Raw genomic sequence first — 18,345 nt, forward strand, 5'->3', positions numbered from 1 at the left:
GGAGGGGGGAGGCCCCCCGGGGAGCTCATCGGGCAAGCCCCCGGCCGAGCCGGCCAGGCCCCCTCAAGAGCCGGAAGAGACCTTCCGCTCGGGCCCGGCCTCAGGAACGCTGCCCGACTCGGCCCCCGACCCGGGCTCGGTCTCCGGCCCAGCCCCCGTCCCCCGCTCCGGCCCCAACCCCTCCGCCGGAATACCCAGCGCCGCGTCGCGGGCTGCTTCGGACTCGCGGCGGAAGAGGCGGAACCACATGAAGAGCACGAAGCCCGCGAAGACGAACCACTCGCCGGTGTAGCCGAGGTTTTGGAACGCCTTGAGGTCGAGTCCGCTGCCCTCGGCCGCGGCCGGCGGCACGGCCTTCATCGGCGCCTGGGCGTGCGAGACCGTGATCCAGGCGTCGTACACGTCGTACGGCACGATGTTGACCAGCGACGCCGCGCTGATCATGCCGAGCTGCCCCTGCGGCAGGCCGCCGCCGGTCTGTACGCCCTGCGTGCCCTGGTTCTCCGACGCCTGCAGCGCGCCGGTGACGGTCACCTCGCCGCGCGGCGGCGCCGGTACCTTCGCCGCATCGGCCTTGGCGTCCGCGTCGCCCGGCAGCCAGCCGCGTACGACGGGCAGCGCCTTGCCACCGTCGGTGCGCAGCAGCGTCAGCACGTAGAAGCCGGTCCGCTCGCCGAGCTGCCGGCCGGGGACGAGCAACTGGTGGCCGGTGTCGTAGTGCCCGGTGGCGGTGGCGCGCCGGCCCGAGGTGTTCTTGTCGACGGGCAGCAGCTCGGTCAGCGGGCGGGCGGCCGCGGTCTTGGCGTCGGCCGCCTGGTGTTCCTGCTGCTGGTGCGTGTCGACGCGATCCTCGAAGCGGCTCAGCTGCCAGCTCCCCATGAAGACGCACACGGGGATCGCCAGCAGGACGAAGACGTTGATTCCCCACCATCGCGGGGTGAGCAGGAACCGGTACACACCATCAAAGGTACGGGCACGTGCCTCGTACCCGGACGGCGGGCCCGTATCTGCCCCGGCCCCGCCCCGCCCTCCGGGCACCGGCCCTCAGCTCTACACGCACAAGGTCCAAGGTCCGAGGCCCAAGGCACCCAAGGCCCGGGAGCTACTGCCCCGGCAGCGGGTCCGTGCGGTACACCGTTCCCGCGCAGGCGTCGTTGATCGTGGTGGCCGCGGCCGACGGTTCGCCGGCCTCCGGGGTGTGGCTGACCGCCACGCTGGCCGCCTGCGTACCGTCGTCCGCCGGCCCGTCGCTGCCGCTGCCCGCCTGGTCGCCGCTGCCGTCGGCCGAGGAGGAGTTCGCCGGCTCGCCGGAGCCCGCCCCCTCGGAGCTGCCGGGCGTCGGCGTACCGGGCGCCGCGCAGCCCGAAGGCCCGCCGCCCTCCGCCGGGATCCAGGCGAACTTCACCTCGTACGCCTGGCCGGGCTTCAGCACGATCTGGTCGGGTGCGGCAGACGGGTCCGGCAGGCCCGGCGCGGCGTCGCCCGCCGTGTGGTCGACGACCTGGACGCGGGTCGGGTCCGCGCTGCCCTGGGCGACGGCGATCACGCTGCCGCCGCCGTCGACCGAGCAGGTCGCGGCGGAGGTGTTGACGATCCGCAGGGAGCCGTAGACGCGGCCTTCGGCGTCGGGCGTGCCGAGGCTGCCGCTGCCGCTGCCGAGCTGGGCGCGCAGGCAGGTGGGCGAGGTGACGTCCATCGTCGCGGCCGGGTCGGCGGCGGGGCCGCCGGGCTCGTCGGTCCTGCCGTCCTTCGCCGTGCCCTTGTCCTCGCCGGTCTTCTCGCCGTCCTTGTCGGACGTCTTGCCGTCCTTGCCGGCCGGGCGGTCGCTGTGCCGGCTGCTTGTACCGCCCTTGGTGCCGCCGGTGGTGACGTGCGCCTCGGAGCTGCTGGCGGCGTTGGCGCGGCGGTCGTCGGCGTCGTCCCCGCCGTTCGCGACGTGCAGCATGGCGGGCATGGCCGTACCGCCGAGGAGCAGTACGGCGGCGGCGCCGACCACGGCGTGCCGGCGGCGCCTGCGCCGGGCCGGTACCGCGCGGCGGAGGGTGTCGAGGGAGTCGGGGGACGGTTCCAGGTCCTGGACGGCGGACTGCAGGAGATTCCGCAGCTCCTCCTCGCCACCGCCCCCGGAGCCACTGCCGCCACCGAATTCGATCCCATCGAACCCGGACCCACCGAACCCGGCCCCGCCGAGACCGCCGTCGGCGTCCGCCTCGCGCCCGCCGTCTCCCATGGCACCGTTGTCATCCGGCACCGATGCCCCCGCCGATGCCGACCCCGATTCCCCCGCCGATGCCGATGCCGCCCCCGAGGCCCCACGCTCCGTACCGTGCGGCTGCCCGTCCTCGCCGCGCGTCTCCCGCTGCGGCTGCCCGTCCTCGCCGTCCGCTTCCCGCTCCGGCCGCCCGTTCTCCGGCTGCCCGTCCTCCGAGTGCCCATCCTCCGGGCGCGCCGTTCCGTGCGGGCCCACCGAACCCTCCGCGTCGGGCTCGTGCGGGCCGTGCTGCTTGCTGGTCATGCCGGAGCCTCCATGGCGACGCGCAGCGCCGCGATACCCCGTGAGCCGTACGCCTTCACCGAGCCGAGCGATATGCCCAGCGTCTCGGCGACCTGCGCTTCGGTCATGTCGGCGAAGTAGCGCAGCACGAGGACTTCGCGCTGGCGCCGCTGCAGACCGCGCATCGCCTTGATCAATTGGTCCCGCTCGAGCTGCTCGTACGCGCCCTCTTCGGCGCTCGCCATGTCGGGCATCGGCTTGGAGAGCAGCTTCAGTCCGAGGATGCGGCGGCGCAGCGCGGAGCGGGAGAGGTTGACGACCGTCTGCCGCAGATAGGCGAGGGTCTTCTCGGGGTCGCGTACGCGTCCGCGCGCCGAGTGCACGCGGATGAACGCTTCCTGGACGACGTCCTCGCAGGAGGCGGTGTCGTCCAGGAGCAGCGCGGCGAGACCGAGCAGGGAGCGGTAGTGCGCTCTGTAGGTCTCGGTGAGGTGGTCGACTGTCGTGCCCGCTGCCATCGCGTCGTCAGCGTTCCCGTGCTGGGACGGGGCCTGCGTGGGACGCGCGGCGGGCCAGGGGGCGATCACCGGCATGCCACCGGGGATGCGAGTACGGGACGGCCGCGCCACAGCCGCGCCGCCCGCGCTCCCAGGGCCGATTGCAATGCCGAGTACCTCTGCCACGCCTGTTGGACACGCTTCCCCCCGTCAGGGTTGTACGCGCAAGGCACCGTTTTTGGCGATGCGTTGAATGCCCTCATGCGTACCAGCTCTTCCCCGATGCCCCATATTGCCCGTGCCCGTAAGGGCGGTCTTACGTACTTGCCGCGGCCCTCGTGGGACCTTCGCCGTACGCCGTGCGTGCGCGTCGCCGAACTGTGCCGTGCCGAACGCCCAGGAGGGGCGGCGACAAAGACGCTCCCCGCGCGGCTGCGGTTGCAGCACGACGGGGAGCGAATGACCGAGCGGGCCATCGGCCCTGATCAAGGGACCGGAACAGACGGTCCGCTCACAGGACCTTCACAAGTAGTCAGCGAATTATTACCCACGGGGGAAGTTCTTGGGGAGTGGGTTCTTCGAACTTCAAGTACTCGAGGGGAACCGAGCCGGCCGGTCAGCTCCGGCCCGTGAGCTCCGCCGCGACCACTTCGGCGATCTGTGCCGTGTTCAGCGCCGCGCCCTTGCGGAGGTTGTCGCCGCACACGAAGAGTTCGAGCGCCTGCGGGTCGTCCAGGGACCGGCGTACCCGCCCGACCCAGGTCGGATCCGTGCCGACCACATCGGCGGGCGTGGGGAACTCGCCCTCCCCCGGGTCGTCGCACAGGACGACGGCGGGCGCCGCGGCCAGGATCTCGTGTGCCCCGGCCACCGTGACCTCGCGCTCGAAGCGCGCGTGCACGGTCAGCGAGTGCGTGGTGATCACCGGTACACGGACGCAGGTCGCGGTGACCCGCAGCTCCGGCAGTCCGAGGATCTTGCGGGACTCGTTGCGGACCTTCAGCTCCTCGGAGGACCAGCCGTCCTCCTGCAGGGAACCGGCCCACGGCACGACGTTGAGCGCCATCGGCGCGGGGAACGGGCCGAGGTCGTCGCCGACGGCCCGCCGCACGTCACCGGGCGCCGTGCCCAGCTCCGTACCGGACACCGCGGAGAGCTGGCCGCGCAGCGCGTCGACGCCGGCCTTCCCGGCGCCGGAGACGGCTTGGTACGAGGAGACGATCAGCTCGCTCAGGCCGTACTCGGCGTGCAGCGCGCCCAGCGCGACGATCATCGAGAGCGTCGTGCAGTTCGGGTTGGCGATGATGCCGCGCGGCCGTACGCGGGCGGCGCGCGCGTTGACCTCCGGTACGACCAGCGGGACGTCCGGGTCCATCCGGAAGGCGGCGGAGTTGTCGACGACCACCACGCCCTTGGCGGCCGCGATCGGCGCCCACGTCGCCGAGACCTCGTCCGGCACGTCGAAGAGCGCGATGTCGATGTCGTCGAAGACCTCTTCGGCGAGCGCGAGGACCTCGGTCTCCGCGCCCCGTACGGTCAGCTTGCGCCCTGCCGAGCGCGGGGAGGCGATCAGCCGTACCTCGCCCCAGATGTCGGCGCGCTCGGAGAGGATGCCGAGCAGTACGCCGCCCACCGCGCCGGTCGCGCCGACGACGGCGAGGTTCGGCTTGCGGGCCGCACGGTCCTCCGCGCGGCCCGCCCGGGCCGTCGCCACCGGACCACTGTCCGGGAGCGACGCCCCATGGGCCGGTGCCGGCAGCCCGTCGGCCGCCGGCGTCAGCCCATCAGGTGTGATCATCGGCCGGTGCCGCCATAGACCACGGCCTCGTCGGAATCGGTGTCGAGACCGAACGCGCTGTGGACGGCCTGCACAGCCTCGTTGACGTCATCGGCACGCGTGACGACCGAGATGCGGATCTCGGAGGTCGAGATGAGCTCGATGTTCACGCCCGCGTTCGACAGCGCCTCGAAGAAGCCCGCCGTGACGCCCGGGTTGGTCTTCATACCGGCGCCGACAAGCGAAATCTTCGCGATCTGGTCGTCGTAGCGCAGCGAGTCGAAGCCCACCGACGGCTTGGTCTTCTCCAGCGCCGCGATGGCCTTGCGGCCCTCGGTCTTCGGCAGCGTGAAGGAGATGTCGGTCAGGCCCGTGGACGCGGCCGAGACGTTCTGCACGACCATGTCGATGTTGATCTCGGCGTCCGCGATCGCACGGAAGATCGTCGCGGCCTCGCCCGGCTTGTCCGGTACGCCGACGACCGTGACCTTCGCCTCGGAGGTGTCGTGCGCGACGCCCGAGATGATCGCCTGCTCCATCGGCTGGTCCCCTTGCGGTTCGTTGCTGACCCACGTACCCCGCAGCCCCGAGAACGAGGACCGGACGTGGATCGGGATGTTGTAACGGCGTGCGTACTCGACGCAGCGGTGCAGCAGCACCTTGGAACCGGAGCTGGCCAGCTCCAGCATGTCCTCGAACGAGATCCAGTCGATCTTGCGGGCCTTCTTCACGACCCGCGGGTCGGCGGTGAAGACGCCGTCGACGTCGGTGTAGATCTCACAGACATCCGCATCCAGGGCTGCGGCCAGCGCGACGGCGGTCGTGTCCGAGCCGCCGCGGCCCAGCGTGGTGATGTCCTTCTTGTCCTGGGACACACCCTGGAAGCCGGCGACGATGGCGATGTTGCCCTCGTCGACGGAGGTCTTGATCCGGCCCGGCGTGACGTCGATGATCCGTGCCTTGTTGTGCACGGAGTCCGTTATGACGCCTGCCTGGCTGCCCGTGAAGGACTGCGCCTCGTGTCCGAGGTTTTTGATCGCCATCGCCAGCAGGGCCATGGAGATCCGCTCTCCGGCGGTCAGCAGCATGTCGAACTCGCGGCCCGAAGGCATGGGGGAGACCTCCCCCGCGAGATCGATCAGCTCGTCCGTCGTGTCGCCCATCGCCGAAACCACCACGACAACCTGGTTGCCGTTCTTCTTGGCTTCGACGACTCGCTTGGCAACGCGCTTGATGCCCTCGGCATCCGCAACGGATGAGCCGCCGTACTTCTGCACGACAAGGCCCACGTGTGCTCGCTCCTCGCAACTGTCTGTCGGATCCCCGGCTGCCTGCGGGTTCCGCAGGTCTGCGGGCGTTCCGGACCCCTGTTCAGGGGCCATGCGGTCGGCTCAGTCTATCGAGCAGGCGGAATCCGCCTCGCCAATACCACATCGTGAGACACATTGCTCGCTACGCGATCAAAACGGTCGGCGTGCCGGTCGTACGCGACCTCCTGCGAGGCCGTACGCGACCGAAGCGCCCTCCGCCGTGACCGGCGCGAGCCGACTCGCGTCCTGCTACCGAGTATCTCCCGAAACGGTCGGCGTGGCGCATCGTCGCGCCCGCTCGGCATGCCACCTGCCCGTTCCGGAGGAGAGCACACGGAAACTGTACGGAAACGTAAGCCAGGTCACAGGGGGTGCGGTGTTACGCCGGGGCGTGCAGGGGCACGCAGGAACGCTCGCGCCACCGGGAAACCCGCCGTACGCGCCCGCACGCCCGGCGCAGACCGAAACCCGCCCTCACGCCTGGTGCAGGCCGAGCGGTCCGGCGATCTCCGCCGCCATGACCTTCCCGGCCTCTTCCTCCAGGTTCTCCTCGCCGTCGGCACCGCTGTCGGTGTCCAGGCCGTCCAGCTCGTCCAGCGGCTGGTCCAGCCGGACGTGCGCGACCAGCGACTGCAGGGCGCGCAGCGCGGCGCTCGCGGTGGGCCCCCAGTTCGACAGGTACGAGAACTGCCACCACCACAGGGCCTCGCTGATCCGCCCGGCCCGGTAGTGCGCGAGGCCGTGCCGCAGGTCGGTCACGATGTCGGCGAGGTCGTCGGAGATCCGGCAGGCCACGGGCGCACTGCGCGGTACGTACGGGTCGAACAGCTCGTTGTACACGTCCACCGGGTCCAGCAGCGTCGCGAACCGCTCACGCAGCTCGTCCACGTCCGGCTCCGGGCCGATGTCCGGCTCGTACCGGTCCTGCGGGACGATGTCCTCGTGCGCGCCCAGCCGGCCGCCGGTGAGCAGGAGCTGCGAGATCTCCAGCAGCAGGAAGGGCACGGCGCTGTCCGGCTCGTCACCGCGTGCCACTTCCGTGACCGCCACGATGAAGCTTTCGACCGAGTCGGAGATCTGTACGGCGAAGTCGTCCGGATTCTGCGTGACGTTGTGCAACGTGGGATCAGACATCGAGAAGTCTCCGTCCTTCGAAGGCCCGCCCGAGCGTGACCTCGTCGGCATACTCCAGATCGCCCCCGACCGGCAGTCCGCTGGCCAGACGCGTCACCTTCAGCCCCATGGGCTTGATCATGCGCGCGAGGTACGTGGCGGTCGCCTCGCCCTCGAGGTTCGGATCGGTGGCCAGGATCAGCTCGCCGACCGTGCCGTCGGCGAGCCGGGCCAGCAGCTCTCGTATCCGCAGATCGTCCGGGCCCACGCCCTCGATGGGGCTGATCGCCCCGCCCAGTACGTGGTACCGGCCGCGGAACTCCCGCGTCCGCTCGATCGCGACGACGTCCTTGGGCTCCTCGACCACGCAGATGACCGCGGGGTCGCGGCGCGGGTCACGGCAGACCTGGCACTGCTCGTCCTGCGCGACATTGCCGCACACGCTGCAGAACCGGACCTTCGCCTTGACCTCCATCAGCGCGTTCGCCAGCCGGCGGACGTCGGTCGGCTCGGCCTGGAGGATGTGGAAGGCGATCCGCTGCGCGCTCTTGGGACCGACGCCGGGGAGCCGCCCCAGCTCGTCGATCAGATCCTGAACCACGCCTTCGTACACGGAACGCTCTCTCCCTGGTCCTTGTCCCTGGCCCCGGCGCCGGTTCTGGTCTCCGGTCGCCCTGCCCGCCTGCTCCGTACGCTAGTTGGCCGCCCCGCCGAAGGGGAGTCCATCGTTCGGAGTCTCCTGGTCGGCCGCTGACCGGATGGCCAGGCGCCGCCCGGAATCAGAAGGGCAGGCCGGGGATGCCACTGCCGCCGCCGAGGCCCTGCGCGAGCGGGCCGAGCTTGTCCTGCTGGAGCTTCGCGGCCGCGGCGTTGGCGTCCTGAACGGCGGCGATGACGAGATCCGCGAGGGTCTCGGCCGTCTCCTCGGGCGTCGCCGCCTCCGGGTCCACCGCCTTCGGGTCGATCTCCAGGCCCTTCAGCTCGCCGGCGCCGGTCACGGTCGCCTTGACGAGACCACCGCCCGCCGACCCCGACACGGGCGTCTGCGCCAGCTCCTGCTGGGCCGCCGCGAGGTCCTGCTGCATCTTCTGGGCCTGCTGAAGCAGCTGCTGCATATCGGGCTGACCACCGGGGATCACTGCGGACTCCTGCCGTACGACTACACATGTTTGCGGTAGCCCGAGCCTACGTGCTCCGTGGCCGCCGCGCCCTACACCGCAGGAAGGAGTACGGATGTACGTCTCCTCCTGGCGGCCCCGAGCCTGCGGCGATTACGGAAAGCGACATACAGGGCTTGATCTTCACTTTCCGTTCCGCCGTCTTCCGGCGGGGCCTCACTCGTTGTTGTACTCCTCTATGACCGTCGCCCCGAGCTCGCGGACGATCAGGTCGTACCCGCTGAGGGCGGTGTCGACGAGATCGGGGTCGTCCTCGGCCGGCATGTCCTCCTCGATCGAGTACGACGGGGGCTCCGGCTCGCGGTACGCGGGCTCGGCGGCCGGCGCCTGGGCCTGCTGCGCCCCGGCCGAGGCCACGGCCTGCCGGGCGCGCTGCGCGCCCTGGCCGCCGCCCGCGCTTCCGGACTGGTCGGGCGTGCCCTGCGGGGGCGGGGCGGGCGCCGCGGGCTGCTGCGGGGGCCCGGCCGGGGCACCGCCACCGCCGTAACCACCACCGCCGCCGAAGCCGCCACCGCCGGGCGCACCGGAGCCGCTGCCGCCGAAGCCTCCGCCGCGCGGGGCCGCGCCGCCGCCCGGCGGATTGGCGCCGCCCGACGGGTCGATGATCGCCTCGACCCGCCACTGCACGCCGAAGCGCTCGGCCAGCGCCTCGCGCAGCACGTCCTCACTGCCGCCGTTCGCGAAGCTGTCGCGCGCACCGGCATTGGGGAAGCCGACCTGCAGGGTCGTGCCGTCGAACCCGGCGACCTGGGCGTTCTGGCTGAGCAGGATCCAGGTGAAGCGGCGCTTCCCCTTCACCGCCTCCAGGATGTCCGGCCACATCTGCCGTACTTGCTGTGTCTGAACAGCGCCCTGCGCACCGGCCCCCGGCCCCTGAGCGGCGGGCCGGCCCGAGCCGTACTGCTGGCCCTGCCCCGCGGGCTGCTGCGGCGCCGGTGACGCGGGCGCGGACGGCTGCGGGGCGGGTGCCTGCGCGGCGGGAGCCTGTTGGGCGGGTGTCTGCTGGGCGGGCGGCTGCTGCCCCTGCGACTGCTGTACTGGCGCGCCGCTCTGGCCGCCCTGGCTTCCGGGCGCGGCCGCGGTCGGCCAGCCGCCCGGCTGCCGCCCACCGGCTGCACCGCCGTCGGCCGCACCGGCCGCGGGGCCGCCCTGAGGTCCCGTACCGCCGCTCGTCGGCCAGGCTCCGGGCCGCTGACCGGCCTGCTCGCCGGGCCCACCGGCTCCGCCGGGTCCGCTCGCGGCGCCGGGCCAGGCGCCCGGACGGCGCGCTGCCGCGCCGCCCTCCGCACCGGAGCCGGCCGCCTGTCCACTCTCACCCGGCGCACCGCCCGGCTGCTGCGCCCCCGAGGGCCACGCGCCCGCCGGAGCACCACCGCCGGCGGCGGGCGCGGGGCCCGCCGCCGGCACGGAAGCATCGCCCGGCCCGGCGCCCGCCGGGCCACCGGCCGACGGCACATCCGCCCCGGCCGCCGGAGCGCCGCCGCCGGTGGGCGCGGGGCCCGCCGGGCCGCTCGTCGCCCCGCGGACCGCGGCCCGCGCGGCCGCTGGACCGGCGGGACCCGCCGGGGCAGCCGGCGCCGCGTGCGCACCCGGCCCGGGCACGTATCCCGCCGGGACCTCGCCACCGGGCTGCATCACCGGCATCCCACCGGGGCCGGGCGCACCGCCCGCTCCGGCGGGCAGGCCGCCGCCGAGCCCAGCCGCGCCGACCCCGCGCTCCAGGCGGTCCAGCCGCGCCTGGACCGAGCGCTCGTCGTCGTACGCCGCGGGCAGGAGGACCCGTGCACAGATCAGCTCGAGCTGCAGCCGCGGCGAGGTGGCGCCGCGCATCTCCGTCAGGCCGGAGTTGACCAGATCCGCGGCCCGGCTCAGCTCCGCGGCGCCGAACACGGACGCCTGCGCCTGCATCCGCTCCACCACATCCGCCGGTGCGTCGATCAGCCCCTTCTCCGCCGCGTCCGGGACAGCCGCCAGGATCACCAGGTCCCGCAGCCGCTCCAGCAGGTCGGCGACGAACCGCCGCGGATCGTTCCCGCCCTCGATCACCCGGTCCACGACCTCGAAGGCCGCGGCGCCGTCCCCCGAGGCGAACGCCTCCACGATCGAGTCCAGCAGCGACCCGTCCGTATAACCGAGCAGCGCCGTCGCCATGGCGTATGTCACACCGTCGGCACCGGCGCCGGCCAGGAGCTGGTCCATCACGGACATCGAGTCACGCACGGATCCGGCACCCGCCCGTACGACGAGCGGCAGCACCCCGTCCTCGACGGGGATGTCCTCCCGGCCGCACACCTCACCGAGGTACTCGCGCAGCGTCCCGGGCGGCACCAGCCGGAACGGATAGTGGTGCGTACGCGACCGGATCGTCCCGATGACCTTCTCGGGCTCGGTCGTCGCGAAGATGAACTTGAGGTGCTCCGGCGGCTCCTCGACCACCTTCAGCAGGGCGTTGAACCCCGCCGAGGTGACCATGTGGGCCTCGTCGATGATGTAGATCTTGTACCGGCTGCTGGCCGGGCCGAAGAACGCCTTCTCGCGCAGCTCACGCGCGTCGTCCACACCACCGTGCGAAGCGGCGTCGATCTCGATGACGTCGATCGATCCCCGCCCGTTACGGGCGAGATCGATGCAGCTCTGGCACTCCCCGCACGGCGTCGGAGTGGGACCTTGCTCACAGTTGAGGCAGCGCGCCAGGATCCGCGCGCTGGTCGTCTTGCCGCAGCCGCGCGGTCCGCTGAAGAGATACGCGTGGTTGACGCGGTTGTTCCGCAGGGCCTGCTGCAGCGGGTCGGTCACGTGCTCTTGCCCGATGACCTCGGCGAAGGTCTCGGGGCGGTAGCGGCGGTACAGCGCAAGGGATGACACGCATACGACGATATCGGCCCGCACTGACAACCGGCCCCGCCCGCGGCTTCCCGCAGTCACCGCACCGGGACGCGGCGCCGTCGCCCCGGGAACGCAAACGCCCCCCACGCACCCGCCAGAGCCGACCTACCCTTGCTGCCTTCCGGCCCTGGGGGAGTTCAGTCAGATAGCGCCACGTGAGGGGCTGCGCCCACAGTACCTGATCCAGCGCCCCCGAAACGACCCTCACCCCCCTCCCCGGGCAGGGTTGTTCACGTCACACGAGTCGGCCGGGGATCGAGTTCGCGAGCACTCCTCCACGTCATGTAATGTCTTCCTCGGAGGATTCGCCTAGTGGCCTAGGGCGCACGCTTGGAAAGCGTGTTGGGGGCAACCCCTCACGAGTTCGAATCTCGTATCCTCCGCCAGTGCCTCACCGGGCACTACGTCGAAGGGCCCCACCGCTTGCGGTGGGGCCCTTCGACGTTCCGCGGCGGCCGACGACCGACGAGCTGCGTCCGAGGACGGGCGGCCGGCTGTCCTCGGACATAGCTCGGGCGAGCCTCCTGCTCCACGGACCGCGCCCCGCATCCCGGGCACGGGCCGCACCCCGGGCCCCGCGCCCTTGCGGCCAAAAACGCTGCGCCCGTGCGAGCAAATATCTGTGACCGCGGAGAGAGAAATCAGCGTGACGCGCCTGGAGGGTTTCTTGCGCGGCAGGTGAAGTGGAATTACTCACCGCCCAGTGCCGACCGTACCGTGCTACTGTCGATCCCAGTTGCAGTTGTGGTTCCCAAAACTTCAAGTGCCCCCACCGTGTTTTCCGTACCGGTGGGAGCGCTTTTTGTGTTTCCGGTCTTTTTCCGGCGGGGTGATCATCGCGGCGACATGGAGCCCGCAAGGTGTGGGCTCCAGGAACTGCCCCGAAGGAGAAATTGACATGGCTGCTGGCACCGTGAAGTGGTTCAACTCGGAAAAGGGCTTCGGCTTCATCGAGCAGGACGGCGGCGGCCCCGACGTCTTCGCCCACTACTCGAACATCGCCACCCAGGGCTTCCGTGAGCTCCAGGAAGGCCAGAAGGTGACCTTCGACATCGCGCAGGGCCAGAAGGGCCCGACGGCCGAGAACATCGTTCCCGCCTGAAGCTGACGCATCACCGCAGCTGGGGCCCGCACCTTGGGGTGCGGGCCCCAGCTCGTTGCTTTTCCCGGCGTACCCGATGCACGCCCCGTTCAGGGAATCGGATGCAATTCATCCGCTTCGCCGACGGGCCTGCGTTTCTTCGGATCGCCTGCTCGGACCGCGCCGCGCGTCCGGGCGTAACGGCGCCGCGGCCGCTCATTACCGGCCAGGCCCGCTTTCATATTTCATCCGGCTCGTTCTCGCAATTCTCCGCGCTGTGCATTCGCTGCGGGTATTCCTTGATACGTGCCGCATCGAGGAAGGTTTCCCATTGAAGCGCACGCGCGGAAATGATCGCTACACCCGCTCTCGTAACGGTGGCTCCGGTTCCGGCGGTTCCGGTTCCGGCGCCGGCAGGGGCGGCGGCCGTTTCGGCTCCCCGTCCTCCGGCCGTTCCGGCGCCCCGCGCCGCTCGGGCGGTAACGGACGCCGGCAGGCCGCTCCCCAGGGCGAGTTCGCGCTGCCGGTGACGGTCACCCCCGGGCTGCCCGCCGTCGAGAAGTTCGCCGATCTCGACATGCCGGCGCCGCTGCTGGCCGAGCTCGGCTCGCAGGGCGTCACCACGCCGTTCCCGATCCAGGCGGCGACCCTGCCGAACTCCCTCGCCGGCCGGGACGTACTCGGCCGCGGCCGCACCGGTTCGGGCAAGACCCTCGCCTTCGGCCTCGCGCTGCTGGCCCGTACGGCCGGTCAGCGCGCCGAGCCGCGCCGCCCGCTGGCCCTCGTACTCGTGCCCACGCGCGAGCTGGCCCAGCAGGTCACCGACGCGCTCACTCCGTACGCCCGCGCCCTGAAGCTGCGGCTGGCCACGGTGGTCGGCGGGATGTCGATCGGCCGCCAGGCCGGTGCGCTCCGCGGCGGCGCGGAGGTCGTCGTCGCGACGCCGGGCCGGCTCAAGGACCTCATCGACCGCGGCGACTGCCAGCTCAACCAGGTCGGCATCACCGTCCTCGACGAGGCCGACCAGATGGCCGACATGGGCTTCATGCCGCAGGTCACCGCGCTGCTCGACCAGGTGCGCCCCGAGGGCCAGCGGATGCTGTTCTCGGCCACGCTGGACCGCAACGTCGACCGGCTGGTCCGCCGCTACCTGACGGACCCGGTGGTCCACTCCGTCGACCCGTCCGCGGGCGCGGTGACCACGATGGACCACCACGTGCTCCACGTGCACGGCACGGACAAGCACCGGCTGACCACCGAGATCGCGGCCCGCGACGGCCGGCTCATCATGTTCCTGGACACCAAGCACGCCGTCGACAAGCTGACCCAGCACCTGCTGAACAACGGCGTACGCGCCGCCGCCCTGCACGGTGGCAAGTCCCAGCCGCAGCGCACCCGCACGCTGTCCCAGTTCAAGACCGGTGATGTGACGGCGCTGATCGCGACCAACGTCGCGGCGCGCGGTATCCACGTCGACAACCTCGACCTGGTCGTGAACGTCGACCCGCCCCAGGACCACAAGGACTACCTCCACCGCGGCGGCCGCACGGCCCGCGCCGGCGAGTCCGGCAGCGTCGTCACCCTGGTGACGTCCAACCAGCGCCGCGACATGAGCCGCCTGATGGCCACGGCGGGCATCACCCCGCAGATCACCCAGGTCCGCTCCGGTGACGAGGAGCTGAGCCGCATCACGGGTGCGCAGGCCCCGTCGGGTGTCCCGGTCACCATCCCCAAGCCGGCGGCCGCCGAGCGCCCCCGCAGCGGCAGCCCCTCCTCGTCCCGTGGCCGTCGCAGCCGCAGCGCCCAGAACCGGCGCACCGACCGCACGCGGCGCGGCCCCGGCCAGCGGCAGTCCGCCCCCGCCTCGGGGGCCGGCTCCCGCTGATCGTCCCTCTCCCTGCCAGCCGGCCCCTCTCCCCCTGTCTGTGAGGCATCATGCGCTGCATCATCGCTCGTTTCCCGTTCGATCTGACCAAGGAAGGGGTGCTGGCCGCCATGAAGGGCGTCAAGCCGGAGCCCGTCACGGGTGACTCGGTGGTGATCGGCCGCCGTCAGTTCCCCGTCAAGCAGGTGGGCGCGGTCGTCACCCGGCAGGACCGCCGGGACTTCACCGCGGGCGAGGTCGTCCGGGCCATGACGCGGCTCGGCTTCACGTGCCACACGGCCGAGGCCGCACCCACGGAGGCTCTCTCCCCGCTGGAGACCGCGTCGGCGCTGCTCGGGAACCCCACCCCCGAGCAGTAGGCGGGAGAGAAGCGGCATCAGCACAACGAGGAGGGCCCTGCCGGCGCACACCGGCAGGGCCCTCCTCTCGTACGTCTCAGGGACGCGTACGTCTCAGGGGTGCGTCTCAGGGACGCGTACGCCTCAGGTACGCATACGTCTTCTCAGTGGTCGGAGTAGCTGAAGTCGCCCACGGTCCAGGCGCTCACGTCCTGGATCGCGACGCGGTACATCCCGCCCGTCTCGGGGATACCGATGCTGCCCTGCAGGATGCGGGCGACATGGAAGTGCAGGTGCGTGGGGGCTTCGACGCCCCCGTGTCCGTTCTGTGTCCGGTCGGTGGTGAAGATGCCGGAGAACGGGCCCAGGCGGGCCGAGTCCGACAGGACCTCCGACACCCGCTGCCGCCACACGGCTTCGGGGGCCAGCCGGCCGGTGATGACGGCGCTGCTGGTGACGACGGTCAGGGGCATCTGATTGCTTTGCTCGGACTCCACCATGGCGGCGATGTCGACGAGCAGCACGTCAGGGTTCGACATGGGAGCCGATTCTATTCAGCGGCTCGATCAGCGGCTCACGCCTGCCCGCCGAACGGGCTGAAATCTCTCCTCGCCGGAGTAGACATTGAACAGCCGCACGGTGAAGGCTACGAGGTCGGCGCGGCGGCAGCCCGGACGGATGGTGTTGAATTTCCCGCGGGGCCCTGATGCCGGGGCCCTGATGCCGCACGGCACCAAGGCCCTCGACGGTCGGCTCAACGAGGTGAAATGACAGCAGAGAACCCGCTCAGTGGTCGGCTGGACGACGACGACTACCCCGCGTACACCATGGGACGGGCCGCCGAGATGCTCGGCACCACTCCCGGGTTCCTGCGCGCCATCGGCGAGGCCGGGCTGATCACGCCGCTCCGGTCGGAGGGCGGGCACCGCCGGTACTCCCGCTACCAGCTCAGGATCGCCGCCCGCGCCCGCGAGATCGTGGACCAGGGCACCCCCGTCGAGGCCGCGTGCCGCATCGTCATCCTCGAGGACCAGCTCGAAGAGGCCCAGCGCATCAATGCCGAGTACCGCCGCGCCGAGGGCAAGCCGGACGACGGCACGCACTGAGCCGCGCGGAACGGACGGCGGCGGTGGTCCGGAAGCTCATACGTCTCTTTCGTTGACGCATTCCTGTGGGGTGTTCGGCGATTCCTCCGTGACGCCCGTTGCCGGGCTCGGTAAATGGTGCTGGGTATACGTCAGTTGCGTTCGTTCGGGCCACTCCGGCCGGGCATGAGCGGCAATCCGCGGGTCGAGTATGGGCTGTGCGTCGAGGGGGTATCAGAGCACGGTCAGTGCCCTTCAAGGGGGGATTCAGAATGACCACACCGGCTCAAGAGTGTGTCGTACTCGATATTCCGGAGGGATTACGGCTGGACCTCCTGGGTCTCGTCGTCGAAGTCGGCCGGGTACGGATAGTCGCTGACCGGGCGGGTCTGCTCGGCAACCTCATCGCGTCCCTGACCTGCGGCGGCGGCGCGGCCGCAGCCAGGAGCCTCGAGGCAATGGCGCAGATGATCCGCGCCCAGGAGCAGCCCCAGGAACAGCGCCAGGAACAGCCCGAAGAATCCGGCCAACGCACATAGGAACGGAACCACCGCTGCCTCGTCCCGGGCCACGCCCGGGGCGAGGCAGCGCCGCGTTCCGCGGAGATCCCCGAATAAATACGTTGCCGAAGGGGCGGGGGTCTGCTGCACTGCCGGAAGCCACCGGAGAAGGAGACGGAAATGCCGAAGACGTTCATGTCCCAGCAGCAGGTAATCGCCGCCCATTCGGAGGACATGACGCTCGGTGCAGTATGTGAATCTAGGAATTCTGGCGCACGTCGACGCCGGTAAGACGAGCCTGACCGAGCGGCTGCTGCAGGCCGCCGGGGTCATCGACGAGGTCGGCAGCGTCGATGACGGAAGTACGCGGACGGATTCGCTGGAGCTGGAGCGGCAGCGGGGGATCACGATCAAGTCCGCGGTCGTGTCGTTCGTCGTCGACGACGAACTGACGGTCAACCTGATCGATACGCCCGGGCATCCGGACTTCATCGCCGAGGTCGAGCGGGTGCTGCACGTGCTCGACGGCGCGGTGCTGGTCGTCTCGGCGGTGGAAGGGGTGCAGCCGCAGACCCGCATTCTGATGCGGACGCTGCGGCGGCTCGGTATCCCCACGCTCATTTTCGTCAACAAGATCGACCGGCGCGGAGCGCGCTGCGCGTCCGTGGTCCGCGAGCTGGGCGAAAAGCTGGACGCCGCGGTCGTGGCCCTGGGCACCGTCGGCGGTGCGGCGGGCACGCCGGGGGCCGCGTGGGTCCCGTACGCGGACGCCGACGAGGACTTCGCGGCGCGGCTGACCGAGGTGCTCGCCGACCACGACGACGCGCTGCTGGCCGCGTACGTGGCGGACGAGACGGCGGTGCCGTACGACCGGCTCCGGGCCGGACTGGCCGCGCAGACGCAACAGGCCCTCGTACACCCGGTGTTCTTCGGCTCGGCCATCACGGGCGCGGGCGTGAACGCGCTGACCACCGGCATCAAGGAGCTGCTGCCGGCGGCCGCGGGCGCGGCGGGCGGACCGCTGTCGGGCACCGTCTTCAAGGTGGAGCGCGGACCGGCCGGGGAGAAGCTCGCGTACGTCCGGATGTTCTCGGGGGCGGTACGGACGCGGGACCGGGTGGCCCTGGGCGGTACGGAGGGCAAGGTCACCGCGGTCGGGGTCGTCGAGCGGGGCGTGGTCGTGCGGCGGAGCGGGGTGGTCGCCGCCGGGGAGATCGGGGTGCTGTGGGGCCTGGAGAAGGTACGGATCGGTGACACGGTAACCGGCCGCGGGGCGAGCCCCAACGGCCGTGGTGCTGCTGCCTCCCGGCACTTCGCGCCACCCACACTCGAAACCGTCGTCGTCCCCTCCCACCCGTCCGACAAGGCCGCCCTGCACGTCGCGCTCTCCCGGCTCGCCGAGCAGGACCCGCTGATCGGTCTGCGCCAGGACGGTGTCCGGCAGGAGCTGTCCGTATCGCTCTACGGGGAAGTGCAGAAGGAGATCGTCCAGGCGACGCTGGCGCAGGACTTCGGTATCGAGGTCGCGTTCCGCAGCACCACGGTGATCTGCATCGAGCGGCTCGTCGGCACGGGGGCGGCCTTCGAGATCATGCACAAGGACGGCAATCCGTTCCTCGCCACCGTCGGGCTGCGCGTCGAGCCGGCACCGCCGGGCGACGGTGTGGACTTCCGGCTGGCGGGCGAACTGGGCTCGATGCCGTACGCGTTCATCAAGGCGGTCGAGGAGACCGTGCGCGAGACGCTGCGCCGGGGAGGCCCGCACGGCTGGCGCGTCCCCGACTGCTCAGTCACCCTGACGCATTCCGGGTACGCGGCACGGCAGAGCCACGCACACGCCGTCTTCGACAAGAGCATGTCGAGCACGGCCGGGGACTTCCGCGATCTGACCCCGCTGGTCCTGATGCGCGCGTTGCGACAGGCCGGCACGGAGGTCCACGAGCCGGTGCACCGCTTCCTGCTGGACCTGCCGGCCGACGCACTCGGCCCGGTACTGCCCGTACTGGCCCGGCTGGGCGCCGTACCGGACACTCCCCTGCTGCGGAACTCCGCCTGCCGCCTGGAAGGCACGATCCCCGCGGCCGGCGTACGCGAACTCCAGCGCGCCCTCCCCTCCTTGACGCGCGGCGAGGGCGTACTGGAGTCCACCTTCTCCGGCTATCGCCCGGCCCGGGCGGTGAGTGCCCGGTAACACGGGTAGC

At 71.3% G+C, this 18,345-nt stretch carries 16 protein-coding genes, 1 tRNA gene and 1 other RNA gene; 6 read left to right on the top strand and 12 right to left on the bottom strand.

What is annotated here, in order from left to right; all coding sequences use genetic code 11:
- Positions 1 to 63: 63 nt before the first annotated feature.
- From IG84_RS0100005 to ffs, 10 genes are all read right to left on the bottom strand, one after another.
- A complete protein-coding gene (locus IG84_RS0100005) occupies positions 64 to 957 on the bottom strand; it encodes an SURF1 family protein (protein WP_078648510.1) in 894 nt (297 codons plus the stop codon).
- A 145-nt stretch (positions 958 to 1,102) separates the two neighbouring features.
- Positions 1,103 to 2,515, bottom strand: coding sequence for a DUF4232 domain-containing protein (locus IG84_RS41955; protein ID WP_245659176.1), 1,413 nt, complete (start codon positions 2,513 to 2,515; stop codon positions 1,103 to 1,105).
- Positions 2,512 to 3,087 carry a SigE family RNA polymerase sigma factor gene (locus IG84_RS0100015; protein ID WP_031049491.1) on the bottom strand — a complete coding sequence of 192 codons (576 nt, stop codon included), beginning with the start codon at positions 3,085 to 3,087 and terminating at the stop codon, positions 2,512 to 2,514. The genes IG84_RS41955 and IG84_RS0100015 overlap by 4 nt, the downstream gene beginning before the upstream one ends.
- A gap of 520 nt (positions 3,088 to 3,607) precedes the next feature.
- Positions 3,608 to 4,789: an aspartate-semialdehyde dehydrogenase gene (locus IG84_RS0100020; protein ID WP_078648512.1), complete on the bottom strand. Its 1,182-nt coding sequence runs from the start codon at positions 4,787 to 4,789 to the stop codon at positions 3,608 to 3,610.
- Positions 4,786 to 6,057: an aspartate kinase gene (locus tag IG84_RS0100025; RefSeq protein WP_030259949.1), complete on the bottom strand. Its 1,272-nt coding sequence runs from the start codon at positions 6,055 to 6,057 to the stop codon at positions 4,786 to 4,788. The genes IG84_RS0100020 and IG84_RS0100025 overlap by 4 nt, the downstream gene beginning before the upstream one ends.
- Positions 6,058 to 6,552: 495 nt before the next feature.
- Complete coding sequence (locus IG84_RS0100030; RefSeq protein ID WP_031049499.1) at positions 6,553 to 7,212, bottom strand: DUF5063 domain-containing protein; 660 nt, start codon at positions 7,210 to 7,212, stop codon at positions 6,553 to 6,555.
- Positions 7,205 to 7,804: a recombination mediator RecR gene (gene recR / locus IG84_RS0100035; RefSeq protein ID WP_030259945.1), complete on the bottom strand. Its 600-nt coding sequence runs from the start codon at positions 7,802 to 7,804 to the stop codon at positions 7,205 to 7,207. The genes IG84_RS0100030 and recR overlap by 8 nt, the downstream gene beginning before the upstream one ends.
- A 166-nt stretch (positions 7,805 to 7,970) precedes the next feature.
- Complete coding sequence (locus tag IG84_RS0100040) at positions 7,971 to 8,330, bottom strand: YbaB/EbfC family nucleoid-associated protein (RefSeq protein WP_078600555.1); 360 nt, start codon at positions 8,328 to 8,330, stop codon at positions 7,971 to 7,973.
- A gap of 195 nt (positions 8,331 to 8,525) precedes the next feature.
- Positions 8,526 to 11,234, bottom strand: a complete 2,709-nt coding sequence (locus tag IG84_RS0100045) for a DNA polymerase III subunit gamma and tau (protein WP_037798903.1) — start codon at positions 11,232 to 11,234, stop codon at positions 8,526 to 8,528.
- Between the two features lie 90 nt (positions 11,235 to 11,324).
- An RNA gene (gene ffs / locus IG84_RS39215) (signal recognition particle sRNA small type) lies at positions 11,325 to 11,423 on the bottom strand.
- A 130-nt stretch (positions 11,424 to 11,553) separates the two neighbouring features.
- Here ffs and IG84_RS0100050 point away from each other — a divergent pair.
- The 4 genes from IG84_RS0100050 (at position 11,554) to IG84_RS0100065 (ending at position 14,580) form a co-directional block, all read left to right on the top strand.
- Positions 11,554 to 11,641 (top strand) — tRNA-Ser (locus IG84_RS0100050).
- 512 nt (positions 11,642 to 12,153) lie between these two features.
- A complete protein-coding gene (locus tag IG84_RS0100055) occupies positions 12,154 to 12,357 on the top strand; it encodes a cold-shock protein (RefSeq protein WP_031049505.1) in 204 nt (67 codons plus the stop codon).
- Between the two features lie 310 nt (positions 12,358 to 12,667).
- A complete protein-coding gene (locus IG84_RS0100060; RefSeq protein WP_031049508.1) occupies positions 12,668 to 14,221 on the top strand; it encodes a DEAD/DEAH box helicase in 1,554 nt (517 codons plus the stop codon).
- Between the two features lie 50 nt (positions 14,222 to 14,271).
- Positions 14,272 to 14,580, top strand: a complete 309-nt coding sequence (locus tag IG84_RS0100065; RefSeq protein WP_031049511.1) for an SCO5918 family protein — start codon at positions 14,272 to 14,274, stop codon at positions 14,578 to 14,580.
- Between the two features lie 143 nt (positions 14,581 to 14,723).
- On the opposite strand, the gene IG84_RS0100070 is transcribed toward IG84_RS0100065, so the two are convergent.
- Entirely contained in the window at positions 14,724 to 15,098 is a 375-nt protein-coding gene (locus IG84_RS0100070; protein WP_031049515.1) for a hypothetical protein, read from the bottom strand.
- A 228-nt stretch (positions 15,099 to 15,326) separates the two neighbouring features.
- On the opposite strand from IG84_RS0100070, the gene IG84_RS0100075 reads away from it, so the two are divergent.
- A complete protein-coding gene (locus tag IG84_RS0100075; protein WP_031049520.1) occupies positions 15,327 to 15,665 on the top strand; it encodes a MerR family transcriptional regulator in 339 nt (112 codons plus the stop codon).
- A 299-nt stretch (positions 15,666 to 15,964) separates the two neighbouring features.
- Here IG84_RS0100075 and IG84_RS0100080 read toward each other — a convergent pair whose 3' ends face one another.
- Positions 15,965 to 16,174: a hypothetical protein gene (locus tag IG84_RS0100080; protein ID WP_157848794.1), complete on the bottom strand. Its 210-nt coding sequence runs from the start codon at positions 16,172 to 16,174 to the stop codon at positions 15,965 to 15,967.
- A 214-nt stretch (positions 16,175 to 16,388) separates the two neighbouring features.
- On the opposite strand from IG84_RS0100080, the gene IG84_RS0100085 reads away from it, so the two are divergent.
- Positions 16,389 to 18,335, top strand: a complete 1,947-nt coding sequence (locus IG84_RS0100085; protein WP_051861185.1) for an elongation factor G — start codon at positions 16,389 to 16,391, stop codon at positions 18,333 to 18,335.
- Positions 18,336 to 18,345: the final 10 nt, after the last annotated feature.

It is taken from the genome of Streptomyces ochraceiscleroticus (assembly GCF_000720485.1).
In the GTDB taxonomy this organism is placed as follows: Bacteria; Actinomycetota; Actinomycetes; order Streptomycetales; family Streptomycetaceae; genus Streptomyces; species Streptomyces ochraceiscleroticus.

Bases quoted from the DNA above. Each gene is read 5' to 3' on its own strand.
- IG84_RS41955 (WP_245659176.1), bottom strand. From the start codon at position 2,515: ATGACCAGCAAGCAGCACGGCCCGCACGAGCCCGACGCGGAGGGTTCG.
- IG84_RS0100015 (WP_031049491.1), bottom strand. From the start codon at position 3,087: ATGCCGGTGATCGCCCCCTGGCCCGCCGCGCGTCCCACGCAGGCCCCG.
- IG84_RS0100020 (WP_078648512.1), bottom strand. From the start codon at position 4,789: ATGATCACACCTGATGGGCTGACGCCGGCGGCCGACGGGCTGCCGGCA.
- IG84_RS0100030 (WP_031049499.1), bottom strand. From the start codon at position 7,212: ATGTCTGATCCCACGTTGCACAACGTCACGCAGAATCCGGACGACTTC.
- IG84_RS0100055 (WP_031049505.1), top strand. From the start codon at position 12,154: ATGGCTGCTGGCACCGTGAAGTGGTTCAACTCGGAAAAGGGCTTCGGC.
- IG84_RS0100065 (WP_031049511.1), top strand. From the start codon at position 14,272: ATGCGCTGCATCATCGCTCGTTTCCCGTTCGATCTGACCAAGGAAGGG.
- IG84_RS0100070 (WP_031049515.1), bottom strand. From the start codon at position 15,098: ATGTCGAACCCTGACGTGCTGCTCGTCGACATCGCCGCCATGGTGGAG.
- IG84_RS0100075 (WP_031049520.1), top strand. From the start codon at position 15,327: ATGACAGCAGAGAACCCGCTCAGTGGTCGGCTGGACGACGACGACTAC.